Below are 23,934 nucleotides of genomic sequence, written 5' to 3'. Positions count from 1 at the left end.
TTACGTAAAAAGTAGGACCGTCAATTTCCCTCGGTAATTAAGCTAACGACAAAGTCGCTTGGTAGTTAAGGTACGACAGAATCGCTTGGTGATCACACATTAGCTTGATTTCAGTTAACACACCTTTGCCCCTTTATCAGACAGAGTAATTACTCATTAACAAGCTATTCATTTACATTTCCCTTAATAAAAGTCATCCGGTATTTAACAAACATAAGCCCTGAAAATTTCAGGGCTTATGTTAGCTAATCTCAGGCTTGTTATTGTGTGGGCCAAGAAATCGATCGCCATTGAAGTGAATCATATGATCTGGATTATCAGCAATCCAAACTTCAGTCTCCCACGCAATATCAGCAGCGTTTTTCCGAAACTCAGCTCTATGAGGAAAAGCGGTGACATACACACGCCCAACAGAACAACCCTCAAGAACCTCTTCTAATTCAATCCATCGTTTGGGGCTTACAGGTCCGTGACTTGTTACAGCTTCAATTAAAAACAACCATTGACGTTTTTCATCATACACAACAACGTCTGGTAGTTTGTCGTGAGACATTGGAGGCACTTTAAGTGATTCTAGATACTCAGTTTCTAAAACCATATGTTTACCACCCTCATTACGACTACTTGCAGTATCACCGATATAGAGAACCTTACCACCTTCACCAACAAATCTAGGGCAAAACTCGTGAACAATATCAGCATGAAGTTGGTTGTGAGCGCCCGGAGATAATTTTATCTCATTACCATTAGGTAAATGAACAGGAATCTTTTCTTTATTAATCGTTCGCTCGTACATAGCTTGTAGAGTAGGAACTTCATCAAGGAATTTTTTAACCAATTCTTCCCAATTACTATTAGGGTAAGCATGTAGGATTTCGATGATAGGCTGATTTAATGAGTAGTTGTTATCCTTACTATTCGTAGCTCTAGCAGGGTTATCTCGATTTCTATCGACAATCTGAGCTTGATCAAATTGGTGCAACGTTTGTCTTCTAATCGTTTCACGAGAGTTTGGTTTGTAATCTTTACCATACTCTGAACGAATAAAGTCCATAATATTAACGGTCGGTAGAAGTGGCGCATTTGCTACACTCCAATCGTCATTTGGTTTTACATTAGCAAGAGCCAGAAAGACCCAAGCGGATCTGTCATTATACTGCTGTTTTGGCAAGCCTAGAGCTTTGAGAATTTCTTTAGCTTGTTCTAGTTTTTTATCTCTCATTTTCTTGATTTATCAGCTAATAATCTAACAGGTCCCACAATGTAACCTATGTGCAGGTTTTTTTCTTCCTTTTGTGCAGGTTTTTTGCGATACTTTTTGAACAATAAATTACTGTATAAATGATCAAGTATGACGGAATTGGCTCAAAGTATCCCCCTTAATCTGAATGACATTGCAGATGTAAATCGAATTGAAGCAAATGGAAAACTCGATGAAAAACTTAGAGGTAAGTTAGGACAATTTATGTCTTCTTCTTCTGTATCTTTGCTTCTTGCAGATATGTTTGAAAATGTTGAGGGTGAGCATCGTTTATTAGATGCTGGTGCTGGTGTTGGATCGTTAACGGCTGCTTTTGTAGAACGAGTTAAAGGCAATGCTACAAGTATTGAGTCTACTTGTTTTGAACTATCAAGCGTAATGAATCATTACTTGGCTGATACTTTATCCCAATGTTCAAATACTTGTGAAGCGAATAACGTTCAATGGGATCAAACTGTAGTTGAAGAAGATTTTATCCAACATTCTGTTCAAACGCTTCTTACTGAGGATTTCACTCCGAGCTACAATAAAGCTATTCTGAATCCACCTTATTTAAAAATCGCAGCTAAAGGTGAAGAGCGTAAAACCCTCAGACAAGTTGCTTTTGAAACAGGTAATTTATATTCAGCATTCGTAGGACTAGCGGTTAAGTTACTAGAAGATGGTGGTGAGCTTGTCGCAATCACACCACGCTCATTCTGTAATGGTCCTTACTTCAATGACTTCCGTAAGCTGCTACTAGACACTTGTTCGATAAACAAAATACACGTTTTTAATAGTCGTAAATCAGCATTCAAAGCAGATAAAGTTCTTCAAGAGAATGTTGTGTATCACTTAACGAAAGGTGAACCACAACGAGACACTGTAATGGTTAGTTCTAGCTCTTGTGCAGAAGATCCTAATCCATTTGTTTATGAAGTGCCTTTTGACAAAGTAGTAAGTGAAAACAATCCTGATAGGTTTATTCACATTATCACTGATGAAGAAGAACAGAATGTAGCGACTAGAGCAGGTGGTTTACCGTGTTCACTTGAAGATCTTGAGATTCAGGCAAGTACAGGTAAAGTTGTAGACTTCCGAACTAGAGAAAATTTAAGTACTGACTTTGTTGATGATTCAGTTCCTTTGATTTTTCCTCAACACCTACAAAAATGTGCGATTAAATGGCCAGTTGAAAATGCTAAAAAGCCTAATGCATTACTGAACAATGAAAGTACCGCTAACCTGATGGTTCAGAATGGTACTTATGTTCTCACACGCAGATTAACAGCTAAAGAAGAAAAACGTAGAATCGTAGCTTCAGTCTATACGGCTGATGTAGCAGACGTTGAAGTCGTTGGTTTTGAAAATAAAACTAACTACTTTCACGCATTAGGCAAACCATTGCATGATGGTCTTGCTAAAGGTCTTTGGGTATTTTTGAATAGCTCGCTAGTAGATAAGTATTTCCGTCAAATGAATGGTCATACCCAAGTAAACGCTACGGATCTGAGAACATTACGTTACCCAACCAGAGACCAACTTCTTGAAATGGGTAAAGCTGTTGATTTTGAAGAGTTTAACCAAGAGTGTGTAGATCAGATTATTGAGCGTTTTCTTTGAGTTGTGTTAGTAGCTAATCAGGAGAATTTGAACCCTCATGGCAGACCATAAACTTGTGTTAGGGAAAGAGTTAATTGAGGGGATTGCCTATTTAGGCCGTGTCCTTGGTTATCATGTTGAGGAAGAGTTTCCTGTAGATGAAGCAATATATGGTGAATCTCCAGCAGTTGACGTTGCTTGGTTTTCAAAAAAGGGCAATCGATTTCCTTTATTTATCTTTGAAGTTGAAAGTAAAGCCACTAACGGGATGACAAATAATCCATTAAAAGTATACGCACAAGAAAATAGAGCATTTGAAAAACCTCTTTTCTTCTTTCATATTGTAGCTCAAGGTGGTGTGCATTCAAGTCGACCAAGGAACTTAGAAGCCCAATATGGTAAATATAATTACCGTATATATTTGGTCGGAAGTGATAGCGCCAATAATCTAATTAAAGATATCCTTAATCAGCATTCAAGGGTTAAAAACGATGTTGATTATTTATCTCTACATCAATTGCTTTCATCAAAACTTTGGGCCAATAAAGTAACTTACTCAGAATTGCTAATGCACTCAGTAAAGCTTGGATTATCGAAAGAGGAAGTTATTTCATCATATATACGAATGAGTAGGACTGATTCAGATTTGTTCCCCGATTTCATTCAATTGATAACGGATGACTCTAAGCATGAATTTACGAATACAATGTTAGATTCATACCTTGGCAGTCAATGGCATGTTCCCATACTTTGCTCGATGCTTTGTGGGATGAGCGAAGATAGTGATAAATCAGCTCATTGGTCATCAATGCTAGTTGAGTGGCAGCGCAATAATGCCTATATGCCAATGATTACACCATCATTTGGGATGTCTAGAGATTACGATGAATTCATCCTTGGTTGTGCCCCTCAGCTAATTTGTTTGTGTATTGTTTTATCTTCCAATAAAGGTGAGTTCCAAGTTAACCAGATCGAAGCGCTTGAAAAAAGCTTAGATAAAGTTGGTATTTGTTGGGCTGGCTTAAACACAGCAATTTATTTGCTTCATATTAGTGCTGCCTTGGAACTTTCAAGTACGTATAAAAAAGCCAAGTTTTACTTAGAAGAATTTAAAGACATATCTGAAATCAATATATACCGACCTCCTTCTATTATTTCTGTTATGGAAGGTGAGTTTGATGACTACTTTAACCATGGTAATGGCTTGGCACTTCCTTCAATGGAAATTTTTCATATATCATGTGTAAAACAGTATAAAAATAATTTCTGTGACTTGGAATATTTAGTATTAAAAGCACTTGATGATGATTCATATATCTACGAATGGTCAAATGATTTACTTGGTTCGCTTTGGACGAAGATTGCTAACAAATAAGGATTAAGCGCTGCGTAGCGAGCGTTAAATTCCGGGAGTTGAATACATCCGAAGTGTCTATATAAGTAAATTGTGCGATCTGCTCTAGAAGGATGGCTACCTTAGCGTTTTTTGTAAGGCGAGCGCAGTCATCTCAAGGCAGAGAGTTCCACCTTATGAATGAGTGAATTGTCTTATATAGGCTGTATTAGGTAGCGCTTCTCCTTATCTTCGCTGGACGTCAAGTTCAGCTATTTACCTTACTTTTAGTTCTTTATGAATTGCTAATTTTCGACTTTACAAAAATGATTTTTGTCCAATTGTGAGTTACTACAACTATTCATTTTCACACTTAATAAAAGCAGCCCATAAACTATAAGATTCTCTCTGCTCATCTAAATAATCGTAATCCAAATAGTGGCTCTGTACGCCACGGTGCACTTTGTGACCGAGCATAGTTTCTGCCACATGAAATGGAACACCCATCGCTTCCCACATATTACGAGCCGTTCTTCGCATGTCATGATTGGTCGTTCTAGGGAAACCCGCCGTCTCTATCGCATCAGCCAGTTTACGGCCAAACTCTACGGGCACGTTCTCGGACATTGGCCTATCGGCTTCCACTTTCACTGGTGGGAACATGATTTCAAGATCAGGATAAATGGCAAACTGGTTTCGAATCACTTCTTCTGCCAATGGCGGAATCGCGCGTCGAATTGCCCCGCCCTGCTTTTTTCTGATCTTGTTGTTCTCTGCTGGTACTGTCCACACTAGTGCTTCTAAATCAAAATCTTGCTTCTTCGCTAAGCGCAGCTCATTACTGCGGTTCGCGAATATCATCATAAGGCGTAAGAAGTTTTTGTTGCTCTCATGCACACCGATGTCGTCAATGGCTTTCCATAGTGCTTTAATGCCTGCTTCTGTCTGCTTACTCTTTTTGGTGTCTGTTGGTGCACCTACATCGGCTTTCTTTACTTCTGCAAGCATGTTGTATTTAAGTAAACCGTGACGAACAGCATAAGAGAGCACTTGTTTAAAGCGTGACATAAGATTTGCTGAATGTTTTGCACTCACGCGATTCTTAGCCTTTTGAAACACTGGCATGTAGTCAGTCAGTTCTAGGTGTTTGGCTTGGCGCTGACCTAAATATGGGCTGATGTCTGTTCTAAACATCTTCTCAAGTGCTTGCCACTGCTTTACGTTGTCTTTGCCGTGGTGTTCAACCCAATAGTCGATTAAGTCGTCTACAGTACTTGGTAGGGCTTTGTCTGAAGGGTTGATGCCTGTTCTTGGGTCGATGCCTAAGGTAACTAACTCAGCTTTCTTTTCACGCTCGCGTAATGCATCGCGCATCTTCATAGCTGGGTATTCGCCAAGTTTCATTTTTATGGCTTTACCTAGGTAGGTAACGCGGTAAACCCAGGTCACTTTACCTTTAGGACTCACACGCACGCCTAAGCCATCTCTATGGGTGACTTCGGGTTGCCCTTTGTAAGGCTTACCTTGTGTAGCTCTTAGCCAAGCATCTGTGATTGCCATTCGTTTGTACCAAAAATATTTGGTACAAATTTGGTACAAATCTCATATGAATGCAAGTGTCTTCTAATCATTATGAGCTATGATCCAGCAAATGATTTGAATGATGTTATTTTGGTTAAGTGATTGTATTAAAAGAATTATAACAAGATTTATGAATGGTAAATAGGAAGTGCAATAAGAAGGGAAATTCACGTCTTGAGGCACACCAAGCAACACATGAAAATGTTTAATATATGTCTTTCAATCAACTAGTACGTTGATTGGGGATATATGCATAATAAATATACCCACATAGAAGCAAATACAGATGCCACATTTGTGAGTAGCCGAACATTGTAACGAAATAATATGAAATGACAATGTTAGTCCCGTAGCACCACAAAAACTATATGACTGAAATGTCTCTTCTATATAGATCCTTCTAACGCCTTACCCATAGCTCAATCATTAATTCGTTGGCTTTATCTACAATACAAAAAAGCCGAACGTTTAAGTTCGGCTTTAGAAATCATATTGAACCTATTAATAGAGAGACTACTAACAGAGAGGAAACTACGCACTCATGATTCTTGAAACTGCATTGCGAATATCTGAATCAGCAGCATTAGCAGGTAAGCTAAATGAAATGTATTGGTCACCGCGGAAGCTCAGTGAGCGGTCAATTTCGGCTAAGCAGTGAACCATAGAACCATCTACTATGAATGACAGTTCAATCTCTTTGTTATTCATAAAGCCGCCGCTGCGAAACTCAATCTCTTGGTAACAGCCTGAGCGAGAAGCAAAGCTATTGCCTTTTAAGAAGCCCTTCTCTACGTCTGCCTTCACCATTGCCATGCCCGATGCTTCCACACCTTGGATGATTTTAGCGACTGTTGGCAGTGGATGAACAGAGATAAAGTCACGGTCTTTAGGGTCAATCGCGAAGCCGATATCTAGGTTGGTTTCAACCCACACATGACACTGGTTCATTTGTGCATTCAATGCTGTGACCGGCGTTTCATCATTAAGTTTAAGACGGAATGGAACCAGTTTGGTTTCGCCCGGTTGGATCACGAAAGGCTCTACGGCTTGAATACGACCCAGTGAAAAAGTTTCGTAACTGGTGCTGTCTTCTGTTTCCACTTTCACTTCTGTGTTGAGAACCAAGTTAATCATATCGATTTGTTGCTCAACATCGCCACCAATGATGTGAACGTTACCAGACAACTCGCCACCTTGGAAAACGTCAATATTATCTAAGACGGTATCAACCTTTGCTGCACCAATGCCCAACGAGGCCTTCAATTTCTTAAACATATTATTTCCCTTTCTAATTATTTGATTTACGAATAGTTATTGCGTGACAATTTGCGACACTTGCCTCACAGAATCAAGCAATTTGCCCCATCTATGTTGAATAAGGTCACATTGCCCGAGGAAATGTTGAAATCATGAAAAAATCCGTTACTCTATTTGTATAGTCAAATAAGGTTTCATTATGTCGAAAGCGCCGCTCTACCTTCAGATAAAACAGTTCATAGACGACAAAATCACCAATGGTCACTGGCCGGTGGGTTATCAAATCACCACCGAACTCGAACTCACAGAGCAGTTCAATGTGAGTAGAATGACGGTCAACAAAGCCATTCGAGATCTTGTGTCTGAAGGCAAGCTAATCAGGAAACCAAGACTAGGTACTTTTGTTTGTGAACCAGACGAAAAAGCGCAATCTCCACTGCTTGATATCAACAACATCGCGCAAGAAATCAAAGACCGAGGCCAAACGTATACTAGCGAAGTTATCAAGCACGATAGCATCAAGGCTGATGAAAGCACGGCTACACGGTTAGGTGTGATGATTAACGCAGAGGTGTTCTATAGTGAAATCATACACTTTGCCGACAACACGCCGATACAACTGGAAGCGCGCTGGGTGAACTCTCAAGCCGCTCCAAAATACCTAGAGCAAGATTTTTCAACCTCTACACCCAACGAATACCTTTCAAAAAGCTGCCCGTTGAGTGCGATCGAACACACGGTTGAAGCTATTATTCCGGACTCTCAAATTAGAACGTCACTAAAGCTTTCTGAATCAGAGCCTTGCCTTCTTTTGAATAGAAGAACATGGAGTAAAGAACGTCTCATCAGCTTTGCATTACTCTACCATCCTGGCTCTAAGTACAAATTAAGCTCCAAGATACTTCTAGATTAAAGAACATCATCCTGATCGCCGATCACATTTTTGCAACATCAACTTGATTCGGTTCAGCGTTTAGCCTATTTATTTGTATATACATTTAATGTTTAGCAAAGATCTAGGTGATTATGAATTTGATCCTCAAAAACGCACGAGTGGTCTCCATGAGTTCGGGAGCCGATGGTTATCAGCCCTCTTCCCCTCAAGATATCGTTATCGAAAACGGTAAGATCGTGTCCATCTCTTGTTCAAACCACGAGGCCCTTGCTTCTGAGTTAGAGCAACCGAGCATTGATGGTTCTTTGGATTACGTCACCTATGACTGCAAGAACAAGCTAGTAACACCAGGGTTAATTGATTGCCACACTCATCTCGTATTTGCAGGTAATCGCGCCAACGAATTTGAACAGCGTTTGAATGGTGTCTCTTACACGGACATCGCCAAACAAGGCGGTGGGATTCTAGCAACAGTCACGGCAACACGCGCAGCACAAGAATCCGAACTGGTTGAAATGGCTTTGCCGAGACTCGATGGCCTGCTAAGAAGTGGCGTAACCAGCATCGAAGTAAAATCTGGCTATGGTTTAACGCTTGATGATGAACTCAAGATGTTACGCGCGGCTAAAGCGTTAGAAAATCATCGTCGTATTAAGATCACCACTACTCTCCTCGCTGCCCATGCTGTACCACCAGAGTATAAAGAGCAGCCCGATCGTTACATTGATCTGGTTTGCCAAGAGATTATCCCTAAAGCTGCAGAGCAAGGGTTAGCTGATGCAGTTGACGTGTTTTGCGAATCTATCGGCTTCAACCTAGAACAAACCGAACGCGTATTTGCAGCGGCTAAACAGCATGGCCTCGCGATTAAAGGCCACACTGAACAACTTTCGAATATGGGTGGCAGCGCGCTTGCAGCAAAATACGGTGCACTCTCTGTTGACCATGTTGAATACCTTGATGAAACCGGAGTCAAAGCGCTGGCAGAATCAGGCACAGTTGCAACCTTATTACCCGGCGCTTTCTATTTCCTAAAAGAGACTCAACAGCCACCTATTGCCCTACTTCGCGAACACAACATTCCAATGGCGATAGCGACCGACTTAAACCCCGGTACTTCTCCTTTTGCTGACCTAACGTTAATGATGAACATGAGCTGCACCCTGTTTGGCACGACGCCTGAAGAGGCGTTGCGCGGTGTGACTTGTCATGCTGCGGCTGCCATTGGCGACTCACAAACCAAAGGCAAAGTCGAAGTGGGTTATGCCGCAGATTTAGCTATCTGGAATATCGAGCACTCTGCCGACTTGAGCTATCAAGTCGGTGTTCCTCATCTGCATAAACGTATTGTTAATGGCGAGGTGTGTCATGACTCAATCTAAGTCCAACGGCATCCAAGAGAACGTAAAAACCGTACATAACTTTGTGTGGACAGGGCGTAATGATCTTGAAGATGGCGCACTCGGTACTCGCGTTCATCACATTACCAAGCAAGTGCAAAGTAGTGATTTAAGTGACGATCTGACTGACAGCGCTGTCGCCTTGGTTGGCTTTGCCAGCGATGCCGGTGTCGCAAGAAATAAAGGACGCGTGGGCGCGAAACAAGCACCCAACCTGATTCGCCAAGCGTTGGCTAATATGGCTTGGCACAGTGACGCACACATCGCGGATCTTGGTGATATCGAGTGCAATGATGGCCAGCTCGAAGTCAGCCAAAAACAGTGTGCTTCTGTTATTGCTAATGCTTTATCAACCAACAAAGTGATTACCCTTGGCGGCGGTCACGAAGTGGCTTGGGCATCGTTCCAAGGCCTCGCTGAGCATCTAAATAATATTCAACCAGAGCGCAAACCTAAGATAGGCATCGTTAACTTTGATGCTCACTTTGATCTTCGTGAATTTGAAAGCGACATCGCTGACGTCAAACCAAGCTCAGGCACACCGTTTAACCAAATAAGTGACTACTGCCAAACGTATCAATGGCCGTTTCATTACGCTTGTCTTGGTGTGAGTGCAGCTAGCAATACCAAAGCGCTGTTTAACAAAGCCGACCAACTGGGCGTTTGGTATGAACACGACCGCAACATGACCCAAGTAAACCAAGTCGCTCAACTGGTTAAGTTGCAAAAATTCATCGCTGACTGTGATTACCTCTATCTCACTATTGATCTCGATGTCTTCCCTGCGGCGACTGCACCGGGTGTAAGTGCACCAGCAGCAAGAGGCGTGAACTATGAAGCACTCGCTCCTTTTCTAGAACAGATTTTTAAACACAGTAAAAAACTCATTATCGCGGACATTGCGGAATATAACCCAGACTACGACATCGATGGCCAAACGGCTCGATTGGCGGCACGTTTGTGTTGGGATATTGCCAGTGCAATGGCAGGCGACTAATCCAGCTATACCGATAACTACAACTACAACTACAACTACAACGATATAACGTGAAACAGAAGGAATTCCAAAATGACGGAACACCACAACAGTGACCCTCGTCTCGACACGACTCGCGAAATTCGCGCACCTCATGGCACCACTTTGCGCGCTAAATCTTGGTTAACAGAAGCACCACTGCGTATGCTGATGAACAACCTAGACCCTGATGTGGCAGAACACCCACATGCACTGGTTGTGTATGGCAGTATCGGTCGCGCGGCACGTGATTGGAAATGTTATGACAAGATTGTTGAAGTATTAGAGCGTTTAGAAGACGATCAAACGTTACTTGTTCAATCAGGTAAACCTGTAGGCGTATTCCCGACTCATAAAAACGCACCTCGCGTACTGATCGCTAACTCGAACCTTGTTCCACACTGGGCAAACTGGGAACACTTCAACGAACTCGATAAAGAAGGCTTGATGATGTACGGCCAAATGACCGCAGGTAGCTGGATTTACATTGGCTCACAAGGCATCGTTCAAGGTACTTACGAAACCTTTGTCGCTATCGCGAAGAAGCACTTCCAAGGTGAAGCGAATGGCAAGTGGGTTCTAACTGGCGGCCTTGGCGGTATGGGCGGCGCTCAGCCTCTTGCTGCAACTATGGCTGGCTTCTCAATGATCGCGGTTGAATGTGATGAATCACGAATCGACTACCGCTTACGTACTGGCTATGTAGACAAAAAAGCCACCAGTTTAGATGAAGCAATGGCAATGATTAAAGAGTCAGACACACCTATCTCTGTTGGTCTATTAGGTAACGCCGCAGACGTATTCCCAGAGTTAGTTGAACGTAACATCACGCCTGACGTAGTAACTGACCAAACATCTGCCCACGATCCACTGAACGGTTACTTACCGCAAGGTTGGACAATGGAGAAAGCAGCGCAAGAGCGCACCATTGATGAAGCAAAAGTGGTGAAAGCCGCGAAACAATCGATGGCGATTCAAGTTCAAGCGATGCTCGACCTACAATACCGCGGCGCAGCAACCGTAGATTACGGCAACAACATTCGCCAAATGGCACTAGAAGAAGGCGTGGAAAACGCATTTGATTTCCCAGGCTTCGTTCCTGCTTATATTCGACCTTTATTCTGCGAAGGTATTGGTCCTTTCCGTTGGGCTGCCCTATCTGGTGACCCGGAAGACATCTACAAAACAGACCAAAAAGTAAAAGAACTGATTCCAGACAACCCGCATCTACATAACTGGCTAGATATGGCGCGTGAACGCATTCAGTTCCAAGGCCTACCAGCGCGTATTTGTTGGGTTGGATTGAAAGATCGTGAACGTTTAGGCCAAGCATTCAATGAAATGGTTAAAAATGGCGAACTAAAAGCACCAGTTGTTATCGGTCGTGACCACCTAGATTCAGGTTCAGTAGCGAGCCCGAACCGCGAAACTGAAGGCATGATGGATGGCTCAGATGCAGTGTCTGATTGGCCTCTATTGAATGCCCTTCTGAACACAGCTGGTGGCGCAACTTGGGTTTCTTTGCACCACGGTGGCGGCGTTGGTATGGGCTTCTCACAACACTCGGGTATGGTGATTTGTTGTGACGGCAGTGAAGATGCTTCGCAACGTATTGCTCGCGTACTTCACAATGATCCAGCAACCGGCGTGATGCGTCATGCAGATGCGGGTTACGATATTGCCAAGCAGTGTGCTAAAGAACAGAAGCTTGATTTACCTATGCTAAACGAAGAACTTCGTCGCCTTTAATACCTGGAGATAACATGTTGAATTTATTACTTAAGCCAGGACTTCTAGGCCTATCTGAACTTCGTAAAATCAGCCGTAGCCCTGTGAACCTGTCACTGGATCCTGCAGCTATCCCTGATATTGAAGCGAGCATGCACGTTGTCGAACAAGTGATTGCTGAAGATCGCACTGTATACGGCATCAACACAGGTTTTGGCTTACTAGCAAATACCAAAATCGCCCCTGAAGATCTCGAAGTTCTACAGAAAAGTATCGTACTTTCTCACGCAGCGGGCATTGGCAAATTTATGTCTGATGAAACCGTGCGTTTGATGATGGTATTGAAGATTAACAGCTTGTCTCGCGGTTACTCGGGTATCCGCCTCAAAGTGATTAATGCCCTTATTGATCTTGTAAACGCACAGGTTTACCCATGTGTACCACAGAAAGGCTCAGTAGGTGCATCTGGAGATCTTGCTCCCCTTGCCCACATGAGTACCGTTCTGCTAGGTGAAGGTCAAGCACGTCACAACGGCAAGATCATCACAGGTTTAGAAGCAATGCAGATCGCAGGCCTTGAGCCAATCACGTTAGCGCCGAAAGAAGGCTTAGCGCTGTTAAATGGCACACAAGCATCGACTGCATTCGCATTAGAAGGTCTGTTCGCAGCGGAAGACTTGTTTGCATCTGCAACAGTGTGTGGCGCGATGTCTGTTGAAGCAGCACTCGGTAGTCGCCGCCCATTTGACCCTCGTATTCACCGCGTTCGTGGTCATCGTGGCCAAATGGATGCAGCGCTTGCTTACCGCCATATGCTCGATCAAAAGAGTGAGATTGGTGAATCACACACTTGTTGTGAAAAGGTTCAAGATCCTTACTCACTGCGTTGTCAGCCTCAAGTGATGGGTGCCTGCTTACAGCAGATTCGTAACTCAGCTGAAATTTTAAATGTTGAAGCGAACTCGGTATCGGACAACCCGCTGGTTTTCGCTGATGATGGCGATATTATTTCAGGGGGTAACTTCCACGCAGAACCCGTCGCAATGGCAGCCGATAACCTTGCGTTGGCCATTGCCGAGATAGGTAGCCTGTCAGAACGAAGAATGGCATTGCTGATTGATAGTGCACTAAGCAAGCTACCACCTTTCTTGGTCGATAACGGCGGCGTGAACTCAGGTTTTATGATTGCTCAGGTTACCTCTGCAGCATTGGCGAGTGAGAACAAAACCTTAGCGCACCCTGCGTCAATAGACAGCCTACCTACTTCTGCAAACCAAGAAGACCACGTATCAATGGCCACCTTTGCCGCTCGTAGGCTTAGGTACATGGCTGAAAACACCCGTGGAATATTGGCAGTAGAATACTTAGCAGCAGCACAAGGACTCGATTTCCGAGCACCAAATCTATCGTCCCCTCGTGTCGAAGAAGCGAAACAGATTCTGCGTGAAAAAGTCAGCTTCTACGATAAAGACCGATATTTTGCTCCGGATATTGAACAAGCTAACCTATTACTCAAGTTATCAGTGCATAACCACCTAATGCCTGAGGGGACTCTGTGTAGCTTTTAAGGCAGAAACAATCTGAACAACGCTCATTAGAGTGTTATATAAACAAGGGCTATTGATTAGCCCTTGTTGCATTGAGCTAATCACCATATCCTCCTTAAAACCCCCACATACCATCCAACGTATTTATCTAATCGGTTGATATATAAGAAAAGTTAACTGGATAGACCATTAGAGCGAAGTTAGTTAGCTATAATCCACCCCAGATTTGATGACTAATAGCGATACTATGTTTCTGACACCTTACTTTTCTACTGAAGACAATCAATTTCAATTCACTCGTGAACAGGCTAGCCACTTTGCTAAAAAAGTAGCCGCTGACTTCAACCCAATTCACGATGAAGACAACAAGCGCTTCTGCGTGCCTGGCGACCTTTTGTTTGCAGTCCTTCTGCAGAAAGAAGGCATCAGCCAAAAAATGCGTTTTGATTTTTCAGGTATGGTTGGTAACGGTATTGCGCTAAGCGTTGACAACAAATGTGAGAAAGAAAGCTCACTGGTTGACGAGAAAGGCAAAGAGTACCTACACATGTCTTGTGAAGGTGAAAAGAGCCACGACCAAGCGTTCATCGAGCACGTAGTAACAAACTACGTTAAGTTCTCTGGCATGAACTTCCCACACATCATGGTTCCTCTTATGGAAGAACAACAGATGATGATCAACTGCCAACGTCCTCTTGTGATTTACGAGAGCATGGAAGTTGAATTTACTCGCCTAGACCTGTCTCACCCAGAAGTTGAATTCTCTGGCGCAACTTTTGATGTTGAAGGCAAGCGTGGCATCGTGACTCTGAACTTCGACTTCAAAGAAGACGGCGAAGTAGTCGGTAAAGGCGTGAAGCGCATGGTAGCAAGTGGTCTTAAGCCATACGACCAAGCTTCTGTAGACGACCTAGTAAACCGCTTCAACGAGCGTAAAGAGATGTTTCTAGCTCAGTTCGCAGCCGCCGCTTAATCAGCATCCTTATTTACACATCTCGATGTAAATAAGCTCTAGAGTAAGATCAATAAAGCCCAGCTTGATATCCTCAAGCTGGGCTTTTTCATTCTTAACAATAGACCATGGTTTAAATGACAGTCACAGGTCTTTACTGACTACCTTCCCTCTTAAATAACGAAAATGACTTACGTCTCATCGCGCCGCCTAAAAGCATCACCAGCCAATACCAACCTAGTGAACCACCTGTCTTTTTGATGATTGGGTCTTCCGTTAAGCTTAACTCTTTAATCTCATCGGTATAAGCAAAGTTCTTAATGGTCACTCTGTCATGCCCTGCAGCCCCCACCTCATCTTTGCTGTACGCAATCATAAAACTATTGTCTTTAGCTCTCGCCATTGGCAATTCAACAGTCCCAGATAGTTGCCCCGCAAACGCGCCGACTTCAAAGCCGTTAATATAGATCTCCATATAGTCATGTTCTTCTTCAGAAAATACGGTTAGATCCAAAGACACAGTACCAGTTGGGATACCTTCAACAATGAATGCGGTGGATTGACCATTGCCGATATCCGGTGAAGCTATCGTATTCCCTTCAACATCCCAAGCTTCGGTGCTGTATACACCATTTTTAGGTAGAGTGACGAGCACGTTCACCGTGTCAGAAACCTCATTCGCGCCAATAGCATATGCCTTTGACGTCACCACATCGACTAGTGAGTCGGTCGAAAGCTTGACACCAAAACCATGGTTACCCACTGAGTCTATGTTGTAGCTTACAGCCACTTCACAACTCTCATTCGGCGATAGCGTCATACAACTATTGCTCTTTATGATTGCACTGCCATTGTAAGTTATGGGATCGTTTGTACCGACAGCTAAAGATACGTTGGTTACATTAATCTCTTGATCTGATTTGTTCGTAAATTCAAACTTGTGTTCAAGTAGGCCCAAAGGTTGAGCGCCTAACATCACTTTAGTTTGGTAACTAAAACCTGCCGTCTTCTTATCAATCCAGTCAGCAAAGTGGCTTATGTTGGTGTATACGCCGAATGCATTTGGCTGTGCACAACCTTCCCCCCAACTCACAAGACCTAGCTGTTCGTAGTTACCATTGGTGTATAACATGATTGGGCCACCGCTATCTCCATTACATGAGTCACGACCACCTTCTTTGTAACCAGCACAAAAAGCATCAGAGCCAATATCTGAATATCCATCTCCTTGACCAAGGTTACATTCACGCTGACTAACCAAGGGAACATTCACTTGATTCAACTTACTCGTCGATGAGTATTGCTCTTCTGATGAATTCTGGTCACCCCACCCTATGACCGTTAGCATCTGACCTGCATTCAAATTATCACGGACATGACCATCGACAAGGTTGACCGCAGACTTCGTGGGCCTGTCACTAAGCTCAATAATGGCAATGTCATTGCTCGCAGGCTCTTGAGTATAATTTTCATGGGTATAAATTTGCTCAACAGAATAGCGGTGCTGCTCTACGTCGGGCGAAGAAAGATCAGAGACACCAATGACAACCTCAAAATCTTGGTTACTGCTTGCTTCGATACAGTGTGCTGCTGTAAGTACATATCGCTCACCAATGAAACTTGCGCCGCAGAACTGCCCTTCGTAGGCGTCCATATTTTTTGAAACAAGCGCGACCATGAATGGCCAACTACCTTTTGTCGCTTCGTTACCGTTGATAATTTGAGGAGAGATATCTGCCAACACCGGCATTGAAGAGAGGCCAACCGCATAAATACTTAGTGGCAACCATTTTGTCTGGATAACTTTCATTACCTAACCTTTCATTTGTTTTAATAATGACGGGCAGGTTATTTGATAAAAAATAAATATAAAAGGTAAGCACACCAAAATATGGCTTACCTTGAAAACGTAACGGATATTAGTGGTTGGTTAACTCATTACCCCACAGAAAAAATCACACCCAACGTCTAACCTTTTGTTTGTAATCAACATATTCCGCACCGAACAATTGCTCTAGTGCTCGCTCTTCTGGTTTGATTTGGAAGTAATTCATGTAGATTACGAAGCCAAAGCTGAGTAGTACACTGAAGATATTCTGGAAGAAGTAACCAAAGCTGAACAGTAGGATGAATAGTCCTAGATACATTGGGTTTCGCGTGTAGCCAAAAATCCCGCTATCGACGACGGTAGAAGCTGTCTCGACCTTAATAGGATTAACGGTAGTTTTCTGTTTTCGAAATTCCCAAACACCAGCCAATCCAATAACGCCGCTCAAAACTATTCCGACACCAAGAATGATGAACTTAAACGGCAATCCTACTGCCCCTGTATTCAACTGTTGAGCGCTGAAGTAAGAGGCGACTAAGACCAATATAAAAAGAGCAACCGGGGGGACTTTTAATTCAAGAAATCTCATAGCTTTCCTTATTAACAATTCCATTGTTAGTTTAGAAAAAAGCCCAGCAATTGCTGGGCTAAATGTATTAAAGAATTTTGGCTAGCGCCTGTAATGGGTGGGCAAGCTTCTCACCCTCAAAACGCTTCACTTGGCTTCGGCATGAATATCCTGTCACTAAGCAACGCTCTTTCGGTAAGTCTTGCATCCTTGGCTTCCAACTTAGACCGTATATGTCTTTCGACATTTGTAGCTTATCGACTTCGTGACCAAAAGTACCCGCCATACCACAACAGCCGACAGGAACACTGGTTAACGCAGCACCAAAGTGTTTAAAGATTGCGCCCCACTCTTTTTCAGCGTTTGGCATCTTGGTCTTCTCAGTACAGTGAGCGAACAAGTACCACATCTCTTCACTTGATGAGCGCGCTTCGAATTCACCCAACGATGGCATTAACCATTCATGCACCGTGAGCACATCAAAGTCGCCACGTTTGTCACCTAAGATCTCGACATATTCATCGCGATAACAAAGTACTAACGCCGGATCAACACCCACTAAAGGAATGCCGATGTCAGCTACCATCGACAAGAAATCAGAAGTCGATTTCGCCTCACGTGCAAAACGATTTAAGAAACCCTTGATGTGCAGCGCTTTACCATTCGGTTTGAACGGCAGTAGTACTGGTGTTTTGCCAAGCTTTTGAGCCAGAGTGACGAAGTCTTCAATCACCTCTGCATCATAGAAGCTGGTAAACGGGTCTTGAACGATCAACACATGCTGTTTCTTCTGTTCAGAAGACAAGCCTTCTAAATACTGTAAGTCGAAGAGTTGCAGCTCTTTACTTGACAGACGATTTTTTAGCGTCGGCACCGACATCAGTGGTGCATCAACATAACCAATCGTTTTAGCCGTTGCGGTTTGGATCCACTTTTGACCCAATGCTGCGTTCACCACTTTCGGCGCTTTCGCCATCAATGGCAGCATGGTCTCGATATTAGCCACCAAGTAATCTTTCGCAGGACGTTGGTAGCGTGAGTAATAGATATTTAAGAATCGTGAACGGAAACTCGGCACATCAACTTTGATCGGACACTGGCTCGCACATGCTTTACATGCAAGACAACCGTTCATCGCTTCATGGACTTCATGCGAGAAATCGTACTCATGGCGTTTGTTCATCGTGTTGCGAACACGCTCAACCATGGTTTTAACGGGTGTGTTGTCTTTCAACGCTTCTTGTTCAAGGTCGAGAATATCTACACCCTGTTCAGTCAGTTGGCGCAACCATTCTCGAACCAAGCCTGCGCGGCCTTTCGGTGAATGACGTCGGTCAGCCGTAACTTTCATTGAAGGACACATTGGCGAGCTCGTATCGTAATTGAAACACAAGCCGTTACCGTTACATTCCATCGCTTGCTTGAAGCTGTCACGAACTTGTACGTCGATCTGACGATCGTAGAAACCACGCTTAGTATCAGTGACCTTCACCAATTCAGCGTCACTTTCTAAGGGCGTACAGATCTTGCCAGGGTTCATTTTGTTGTGCGGGTCGAATGCCGCTTTAACACGTCTTAATTCGGTAAATAGCTCTTCACCAAAGAAGTCTGGTCCATACTCAGAACGGAAGCCTTTACCGTGTTCACCCCACATTAAGCCACCATATTTCGCCACCAACTTAACCACTTCATCAGAGACCTCATGCATCAAGGCTTCTTGCATCGGGTCACACAAATCTAATGCTGGACGAACGTGCAAAACGCCAGCATCAACGTGACCAAACATGCCGTAGTTCAACTTTTTTGAATCAAGCAGGACTCTAAACTCAGCGATGAAGTCAGCCAAGTTTTCAGGGGGGACACAAGTATCTTCCGCAAAAGCGACTGGCTTAGCTCGGCCTTTCGCCGCACCTAATAAACCCACCGCTTTCTTACGCATGTTGTAGATTCGGCCAATGCTCGCCAAGTCGCTACACACTTGGAAGCCAATCACGCCCGCTTCTTCGCTTTCAACCATGGTTTCAAGGCGCGCAGTCAGCGCTTGAACTTGCTGTTCAACTTCCGCTTCATCTTGACCTGCAAACTCAACCATGTTGATGCCAAGCATCTCTTTGTTCGGTACATCGGTCAGCAGGTCGCTCACGGTGTGCCAAACAATGTCTTGCTTCGCTAAGTTCAATACTCTTGAATCCACCGTTTCAACAGACAGCGCTTTAGCTTCTACCATGAACGGCGCATTACGCAGCGCAGAATCAAACGTGTTGTATTTGACGTTGACCAGTGTGCGCGCTTTTGGAATCTTGGTTAAGTTTAACTTTGCTTCTGTAATGAATGCTAACGAGCCTTCAGCGCCACATAGAACGCGAGTCAGGTCAAAGCTATCGTCTTGTTCACTTATCGCGTTCTTTAGGTCATAGCCTGTTAAGAAGCGGTTCAGCGAAGGGAATTTATCTAAGATTTGAGCGCGCTTGTCTCGACAAACCGCCTCAGTCACCGCAAGTGCATGGTGAGCGAATTCACCCTCAACGGGTAAGCCATGTGATAAATCAGATTCTAGACATGAACCATCTGCGAACACCGCTTGCAGCGACAATACATGGTCTGACGTTTTACCGTACTTCAATGACCCTTGACCCGAAGCATCGGTATTGATCATGCCGCCTAAAGTTGCTCGGTTACTGGTAGAAAGGTCTGGAGAGAAAAAGTAACCATAAGGGCGAACTGCATCATTCAATTGATCTTTAACGACACCAGACTGAACTCTTACCCAGCCTTCTTTCTCGTTAATCTCAAGAACCTTATTCATGTATCTTGATAGGTCAACCACGACACCTTTTGTTAAAGATTGTCCGTTGGTTCCCGTACCACCACCGCGAGGGGAGAAAGTCACACGTTCGTAAGCGGATTTAGAAACCACTTTACCGATAAGCACAACGTCTTGCGTTGTTTTAGGAAGGATGACCGCCTGCGGCAATTGCTGATAGACACTGTTATCAGTCGCCACAGCCAAACGGCTAGAATATTGAGATTCAATGTCGCCAGTAAAGCCCGCTGTTTTTAGTTCATCTAAAAAGCGTACGACAACTGGATCGACATCAGCATTGAGTTGAAGTCTTGGTAACATTTGCTTCCTGCCCCTACTTCGCTGATCCTATCAGCATTGGGTTATCTGAGATTTTTAATAATTTTCTTTGAATTTCGTCACTTTACTACTATTAAGATCATATAAAAAGGTGATCAAATCAGAATCTCAGTGCAAGAATGGAGAAATAGTCACTTTCGTCTTAATTCAGTAGTAATATACTGAATAACATTTTGTTTAAGACATCTCCACGAGCACATCACAATGAAAAAAAACAAAACAGTCACAACTGAAGATATCCTTCTTAAACTATGCCAATCAGTCTCAAGCGTACTTACTTCAGCGACGGCTTCTCAGGTGTCCTATTCAGCCATGGTTCAAAAGATCAACAAGACAAGCTTAAAGCCAGACTTTGGTTGCTTCGTTCTGTTTGACGGCGGTTTTTCTGGTCTTGTTGTTATCAATTTTACGTCGAAAGCAGCGCTAGAGATCTACACCAATTACATGCGCAATATGGGCATGCCTGAAAACGAACTCGCTGTACTTCATACTTCAGACGAAGTAGGTGATGTATTAGGTGAATTGATGAACCAATTGGTTGGTGACTTCACCAATAAGATCCGTAAAGAGCTACAAACTAACATCACACAAAACCAACCGAAGATGCTTGCGCTGAACAAGCAAGTGAACTTGTCTGTTGATACCAACCTAGATCGCCCACAAGCTCGCCGTGTGACCTTCTCTACTGCAAATAACAACATCTTCTATCTTGAGCTTGCAATGGATAAGACAGAGTTCATCCAGTTGGAAGAATTTGAAATCGCAGAAGACGAATGCCCGGATAGCATTCTTGAAGCAACTCAGAAAAAAATGCAAGAATCAAACAAGCCAGCACAAAGCTCAGGCAACGATTCTGCAGCAGATCTACTCGATGAACTGGGTATCTAGCGTGCTAATGCTCTAGTCACTCTAAAAAATCAAGTCACTAACGCCATCAATGCTCTTGATGGCGTTTTTGTTTGTGTAACCAAGTTGGATCATGCAGTCCAATGTTCACCGCCTCACTTATTCATCAAATCAGTTTTGCCTTTCTGTTACCCGCGAAAACATGTAAAATGTTGGACTTTTAAAAATTTGCGGTACTGATTAAATTGTCGATGGATAAGAAAAAAGCCCTAAAGAAAATTGCCAAGTGTCTTGAGCTTGGAAATTCTGCGAACGTCAATGAAGCTGCCAATGCGATAAAAATGGCGCATAACTTGATGCTGAAATATGGTCTCGAAAAAGACGATATTGAATTTATCAAGATGGGGAAAACTCAGTCCAGTCACCTGTTACCTGCAAATATCAGTTCTACACTGCTGCGTGTTATTCGCGGTATCAACACCAAGTTTGGCGTAGAAGCCGTGTTACTGAATCACAAAGGCCTTAAGCGTGTTGAGTTCATTGGTGAAGCCGATCGCGCTATCTTCGCAGCCTTTGCGTTCGATATTATTTATCGCGAACTGAATGAGCACACTGGCCAATTCAGAAATAGCTTTGCTGGCTCAGGCACAGGATCCTTAGAAGTGACACGTCGCGTTAACTCGTTTGTTTCAGGTTGGGTAGAAGGTGCGCTTGAAAAGCTGCCAACCATCACTCCAGACGACGAATCAAACAACAAGATCAATAACTACATTGATAAAGAATTCAAAAATATAGACCGCGAAACGTTCAAGCAACAACTCAAAGAAGCGATGAAAAACCTTACTGCTGATTATGAAGTTGGTTTGAAGAAAGGTCGTAAATTGTCTGTTAATCGACCGGTTGGCGGCACCCAGGCAGCTAAAAAGATAACTAAATCATAGAGCCACTTTACATTGCTTCAGCGTATTGATAAAAACCATCAATAAGATTTACAGGACTATGTTTGTCATTCACATTCATTCGTTTGACAGAAGTACATGATGGAGAAAATACGTTGAAGAAAATCACACTAGCCCTAGCACTTACTGTCGCTCTAACGGGTTGTCAGGCAACTCAACGCCAAAACGCGACAACTGGCGAATCTGAGACTAACTCTGCAACTCAAGGCGCTCTAATTGGTGCACTCGCTGGTGCCGTTGCTGGTGCTGCAACTGGTGACTCTAAAGACCGTGGTAAACGTGCACTTATCGGCGCAGCAGGTGGTGCGGCTGTTGGTGGTGGTATTGGTTACTACTTTGACCGACAAGAAGCAGCCCTTCGTGAAGAGCTAATGAATTCAGGCGTTCAAGTTGAACGCGTCGGTGAGAACCAACTTCTACTTCGCCTAGAAAACGGCATCGGTTTTGATTCTGGCTCTTACGCTTTGGAATCAAGCATTCACAACACCCTTCGCGGCGTTGCTCGCATCCTCGTTGAATACCCAGACACTAGCCTAGTGATTGAAGGTCACACTGACAGCACTGGTAGCGAATCGACGAACCAAATCCTTTCTGAGCGTCGTGCTGAATCTGTTCGCGCATTCTTGATCTCTCAAGACGTTGCAGCAGGTCGTGCTATTGCTCGTGGTAACGGTGAACGTTACCCTCTATGTGACAACAATACCTCTCAAGGTCGTGCTTGTAACCGTCGCGTAGAAATTCAAATCTTGCCGCTTAAGTAGCACGATTAAAGCCCAGTCCGTCTTTATCTATTGAATTAACCTCTATATAGTTGTTTATCAGTTATGTTACTCAATTAATGTAATACTAATAACCAACAACCATAAAGCGTATTCATACTGACATATCGACTCTGGGCTTTTTTACGAGACTTATCTTTTGCTTATCCTATCCAACTTTTTGTCATCGTCACTGCTTAGAACTCTATTTCTAGCCATCACCTTTTCCACGATACCGTTGGCCACACCACATTTAGTGCACGCTGCAAGTAGTGACGAGCTTTCGCTAGAATCACAACCTCAAGATCCCATTTCTCAATACCAATTAGCTCAAGCTTATGAATCGGGTGTTGACGTCCCTCTTAGCACCAGTGATGCATTATATTGGTACACGCAATCAGCAGAAAGCGGTAACCCAAACGCGCAATTTAGACTGGGCGAATGGTACTTGGCAGGAACTGGTGTTGAACAAAGTAATAAGCTTGCTTTGGAATGGTTTATTAAAGCAGCATTGCAAGGTAACCAGCGCGCGCCTATCGAAGTCGCAAAGATCTACGAATCCTCGCTAGAACAAGACCTCCTTCAACCGCTAGATGAAGCGCAGCTATGGTATGAAGCAGCCTTAAAAAATAATCCACAAGCAGAAGTGGGGTACAACCGTATTTTGGAAGCGCAATTCAATCAGCAACGTGCAAAGCAGATCTCTTCGATTGAGAAGCTCAACGACAACGTCAAAAATGAAACCAGCGCGAATCAAGGGCTATCTAATCAAAAGGGAGCAAGCACTCTCCCTTCGCCTCTGCCATACGAAGAGCAGGCGACACGTTCCAACCTAACGTATTCAGACTATCTGATTGGCACAGCCTTGACCGTGTTGATTTCAATTATCAGCATCATTGCTACTCTCGTTATCTTAAGAAAAAGACACGCTCTAAAGTCAGGTGATTCGCGACAGCAACAACAATCACTTGAAGCGCAGCTTAGCTCGAAGGACCATACGATTAAGCAGCAGAAACGCCAGCTGCACACTATGTTCCACGAATTGAAGAAGCAGAAAAACAGTAAAGGTCTGAGTAATTTGCAGGTGGCCTGCGCGCTATTTGGCTACACACCTAGCTCAATCCCTGACCAAAAAAGCATCAAGATCCGATACAAACAGCTATCAAAGATCTACCATCCAGATGGTCACGGATGTGACGAAGAAATGAAACGTTTGAACAATGCGCTAAAAACCATTTTACAAAATGTTACAAAACCGTAAACAAATACACATCTTCATTTTT

Annotated in this window: 18 protein-coding genes; 12 read left to right on the top strand and 6 right to left on the bottom strand. The window is 43.5% G+C overall.

All coding sequences use genetic code 11. The features are described from left to right. Positions 1 to 241: 241 nt before the first annotated feature. A complete protein-coding gene (locus tag QQ041_RS11525; RefSeq protein ID WP_285953981.1) occupies positions 242 to 1,222 on the bottom strand; it encodes a BsuBI/PstI family type II restriction endonuclease in 981 nt (326 codons plus the stop codon). Between the two features lie 129 nt (positions 1,223 to 1,351). Between QQ041_RS11525 and QQ041_RS11520 the strand changes: the two genes are divergently transcribed. After that, on the top strand, positions 1,352 to 2,863 hold the full coding sequence (locus QQ041_RS11520; RefSeq protein ID WP_285953980.1) for an Eco57I restriction-modification methylase domain-containing protein: 1,512 nt from the start codon (positions 1,352 to 1,354) through the stop codon (positions 2,861 to 2,863). A gap of 37 nt (positions 2,864 to 2,900) precedes the next feature. Beyond that, positions 2,901 to 4,217 carry a hypothetical protein gene (locus tag QQ041_RS11515; protein ID WP_285953979.1) on the top strand — a complete coding sequence of 439 codons (1,317 nt, stop codon included), beginning with the start codon at positions 2,901 to 2,903 and terminating at the stop codon, positions 4,215 to 4,217. Between the two features lie 315 nt (positions 4,218 to 4,532). Here QQ041_RS11515 and QQ041_RS11510 read toward each other — a convergent pair whose 3' ends face one another. Beyond that, complete coding sequence (locus tag QQ041_RS11510) at positions 4,533 to 5,735, bottom strand: site-specific integrase (protein ID WP_285953978.1); 1,203 nt, start codon at positions 5,733 to 5,735, stop codon at positions 4,533 to 4,535. 552 nt (positions 5,736 to 6,287) lie between these two features. Continuing rightward, complete coding sequence (locus QQ041_RS11505) at positions 6,288 to 7,031, bottom strand: sporulation protein (RefSeq protein ID WP_285953977.1); 744 nt, start codon at positions 7,029 to 7,031, stop codon at positions 6,288 to 6,290. A 181-nt stretch (positions 7,032 to 7,212) separates the two neighbouring features. Here QQ041_RS11505 and hutC point away from each other — a divergent pair, with 181 nt between their 5' ends. The 6 genes from hutC to QQ041_RS11475 all read left to right on the top strand — a co-directional run bounded on the left by hutC (position 7,213) and on the right by QQ041_RS11475 (position 14,571). Then, positions 7,213 to 7,926 (top strand): histidine utilization repressor, encoded by a 714-nt coding sequence (hutC, locus tag QQ041_RS11500; protein WP_102393422.1) that lies wholly within the window; start codon positions 7,213 to 7,215, stop codon positions 7,924 to 7,926. Between the two features lie 113 nt (positions 7,927 to 8,039). After that, on the top strand, positions 8,040 to 9,290 hold the full coding sequence (gene hutI, locus QQ041_RS11495) for an imidazolonepropionase (RefSeq protein ID WP_285953976.1): 1,251 nt from the start codon (positions 8,040 to 8,042) through the stop codon (positions 9,288 to 9,290). Further along, positions 9,277 to 10,305, top strand: coding sequence for a formimidoylglutamase (gene hutG / locus QQ041_RS11490; RefSeq protein WP_285953975.1), 1,029 nt, complete (start codon positions 9,277 to 9,279; stop codon positions 10,303 to 10,305). The genes hutI and hutG overlap by 14 nt, the downstream gene beginning before the upstream one ends. A 72-nt stretch (positions 10,306 to 10,377) precedes the next feature. Beyond that, entirely contained in the window at positions 10,378 to 12,072 is a 1,695-nt protein-coding gene (hutU, locus tag QQ041_RS11485; protein WP_285953974.1) for a urocanate hydratase, read from the top strand. Between the two features lie 14 nt (positions 12,073 to 12,086). After that, positions 12,087 to 13,619, top strand: a complete 1,533-nt coding sequence (gene hutH, locus QQ041_RS11480) for a histidine ammonia-lyase (protein WP_048663594.1) — start codon at positions 12,087 to 12,089, stop codon at positions 13,617 to 13,619. A 226-nt stretch (positions 13,620 to 13,845) separates the two neighbouring features. Next, entirely contained in the window at positions 13,846 to 14,571 is a 726-nt protein-coding gene (locus QQ041_RS11475; RefSeq protein ID WP_010438254.1) for a DUF3581 domain-containing protein, read from the top strand. A gap of 133 nt (positions 14,572 to 14,704) precedes the next feature. Here the strand turns inward: QQ041_RS11475 and QQ041_RS11470 are convergent, their stop codons facing one another. The 3 genes from QQ041_RS11470 to QQ041_RS11460 form a co-directional block, all read right to left on the bottom strand. Beyond that, positions 14,705 to 16,360: a trypsin-like serine protease gene (locus tag QQ041_RS11470; RefSeq protein ID WP_146489899.1), complete on the bottom strand. Its 1,656-nt coding sequence runs from the start codon at positions 16,358 to 16,360 to the stop codon at positions 14,705 to 14,707. 145 nt (positions 16,361 to 16,505) lie between these two features. Then, positions 16,506 to 16,967, bottom strand: coding sequence for an isoprenylcysteine carboxylmethyltransferase family protein (locus QQ041_RS11465; RefSeq protein WP_146489898.1), 462 nt, complete (start codon positions 16,965 to 16,967; stop codon positions 16,506 to 16,508). A gap of 67 nt (positions 16,968 to 17,034) precedes the next feature. Then, positions 17,035 to 20,070, bottom strand: a complete 3,036-nt coding sequence (locus QQ041_RS11460; protein ID WP_146489897.1) for an FAD-binding and (Fe-S)-binding domain-containing protein — start codon at positions 20,068 to 20,070, stop codon at positions 17,035 to 17,037. A 222-nt stretch (positions 20,071 to 20,292) separates the two neighbouring features. Here QQ041_RS11460 and QQ041_RS11455 point away from each other — a divergent pair, with 222 nt between their 5' ends. From QQ041_RS11455 to QQ041_RS11440, 4 genes are all read left to right on the top strand, one after another. Continuing rightward, on the top strand, positions 20,293 to 20,976 hold the full coding sequence (locus QQ041_RS11455) for a DUF3334 family protein (RefSeq protein ID WP_019821868.1): 684 nt from the start codon (positions 20,293 to 20,295) through the stop codon (positions 20,974 to 20,976). A gap of 209 nt (positions 20,977 to 21,185) precedes the next feature. Then, on the top strand, positions 21,186 to 21,875 hold the full coding sequence (locus QQ041_RS11450) for a DUF2786 domain-containing protein (protein WP_123961915.1): 690 nt from the start codon (positions 21,186 to 21,188) through the stop codon (positions 21,873 to 21,875). A gap of 113 nt (positions 21,876 to 21,988) precedes the next feature. Beyond that, positions 21,989 to 22,654 carry an OmpA family protein gene (locus QQ041_RS11445; protein WP_019821864.1) on the top strand — a complete coding sequence of 222 codons (666 nt, stop codon included), beginning with the start codon at positions 21,989 to 21,991 and terminating at the stop codon, positions 22,652 to 22,654. Between the two features lie 157 nt (positions 22,655 to 22,811). After that, positions 22,812 to 23,912 (top strand): tetratricopeptide repeat protein, encoded by a 1,101-nt coding sequence (locus QQ041_RS11440; RefSeq protein WP_285953973.1) that lies wholly within the window; start codon positions 22,812 to 22,814, stop codon positions 23,910 to 23,912. Positions 23,913 to 23,934 lie beyond the last annotated feature (22 nt).

Origin of the sequence: Vibrio sp. TMPB1044 (assembly GCF_030442075.1) — a bacterium.
Lineage (GTDB): Bacteria > Pseudomonadota > Gammaproteobacteria > Enterobacterales > Vibrionaceae > Vibrio > Vibrio satsumensis.
This window is presented reverse-complemented; position numbering and strand designations above follow the sequence as displayed.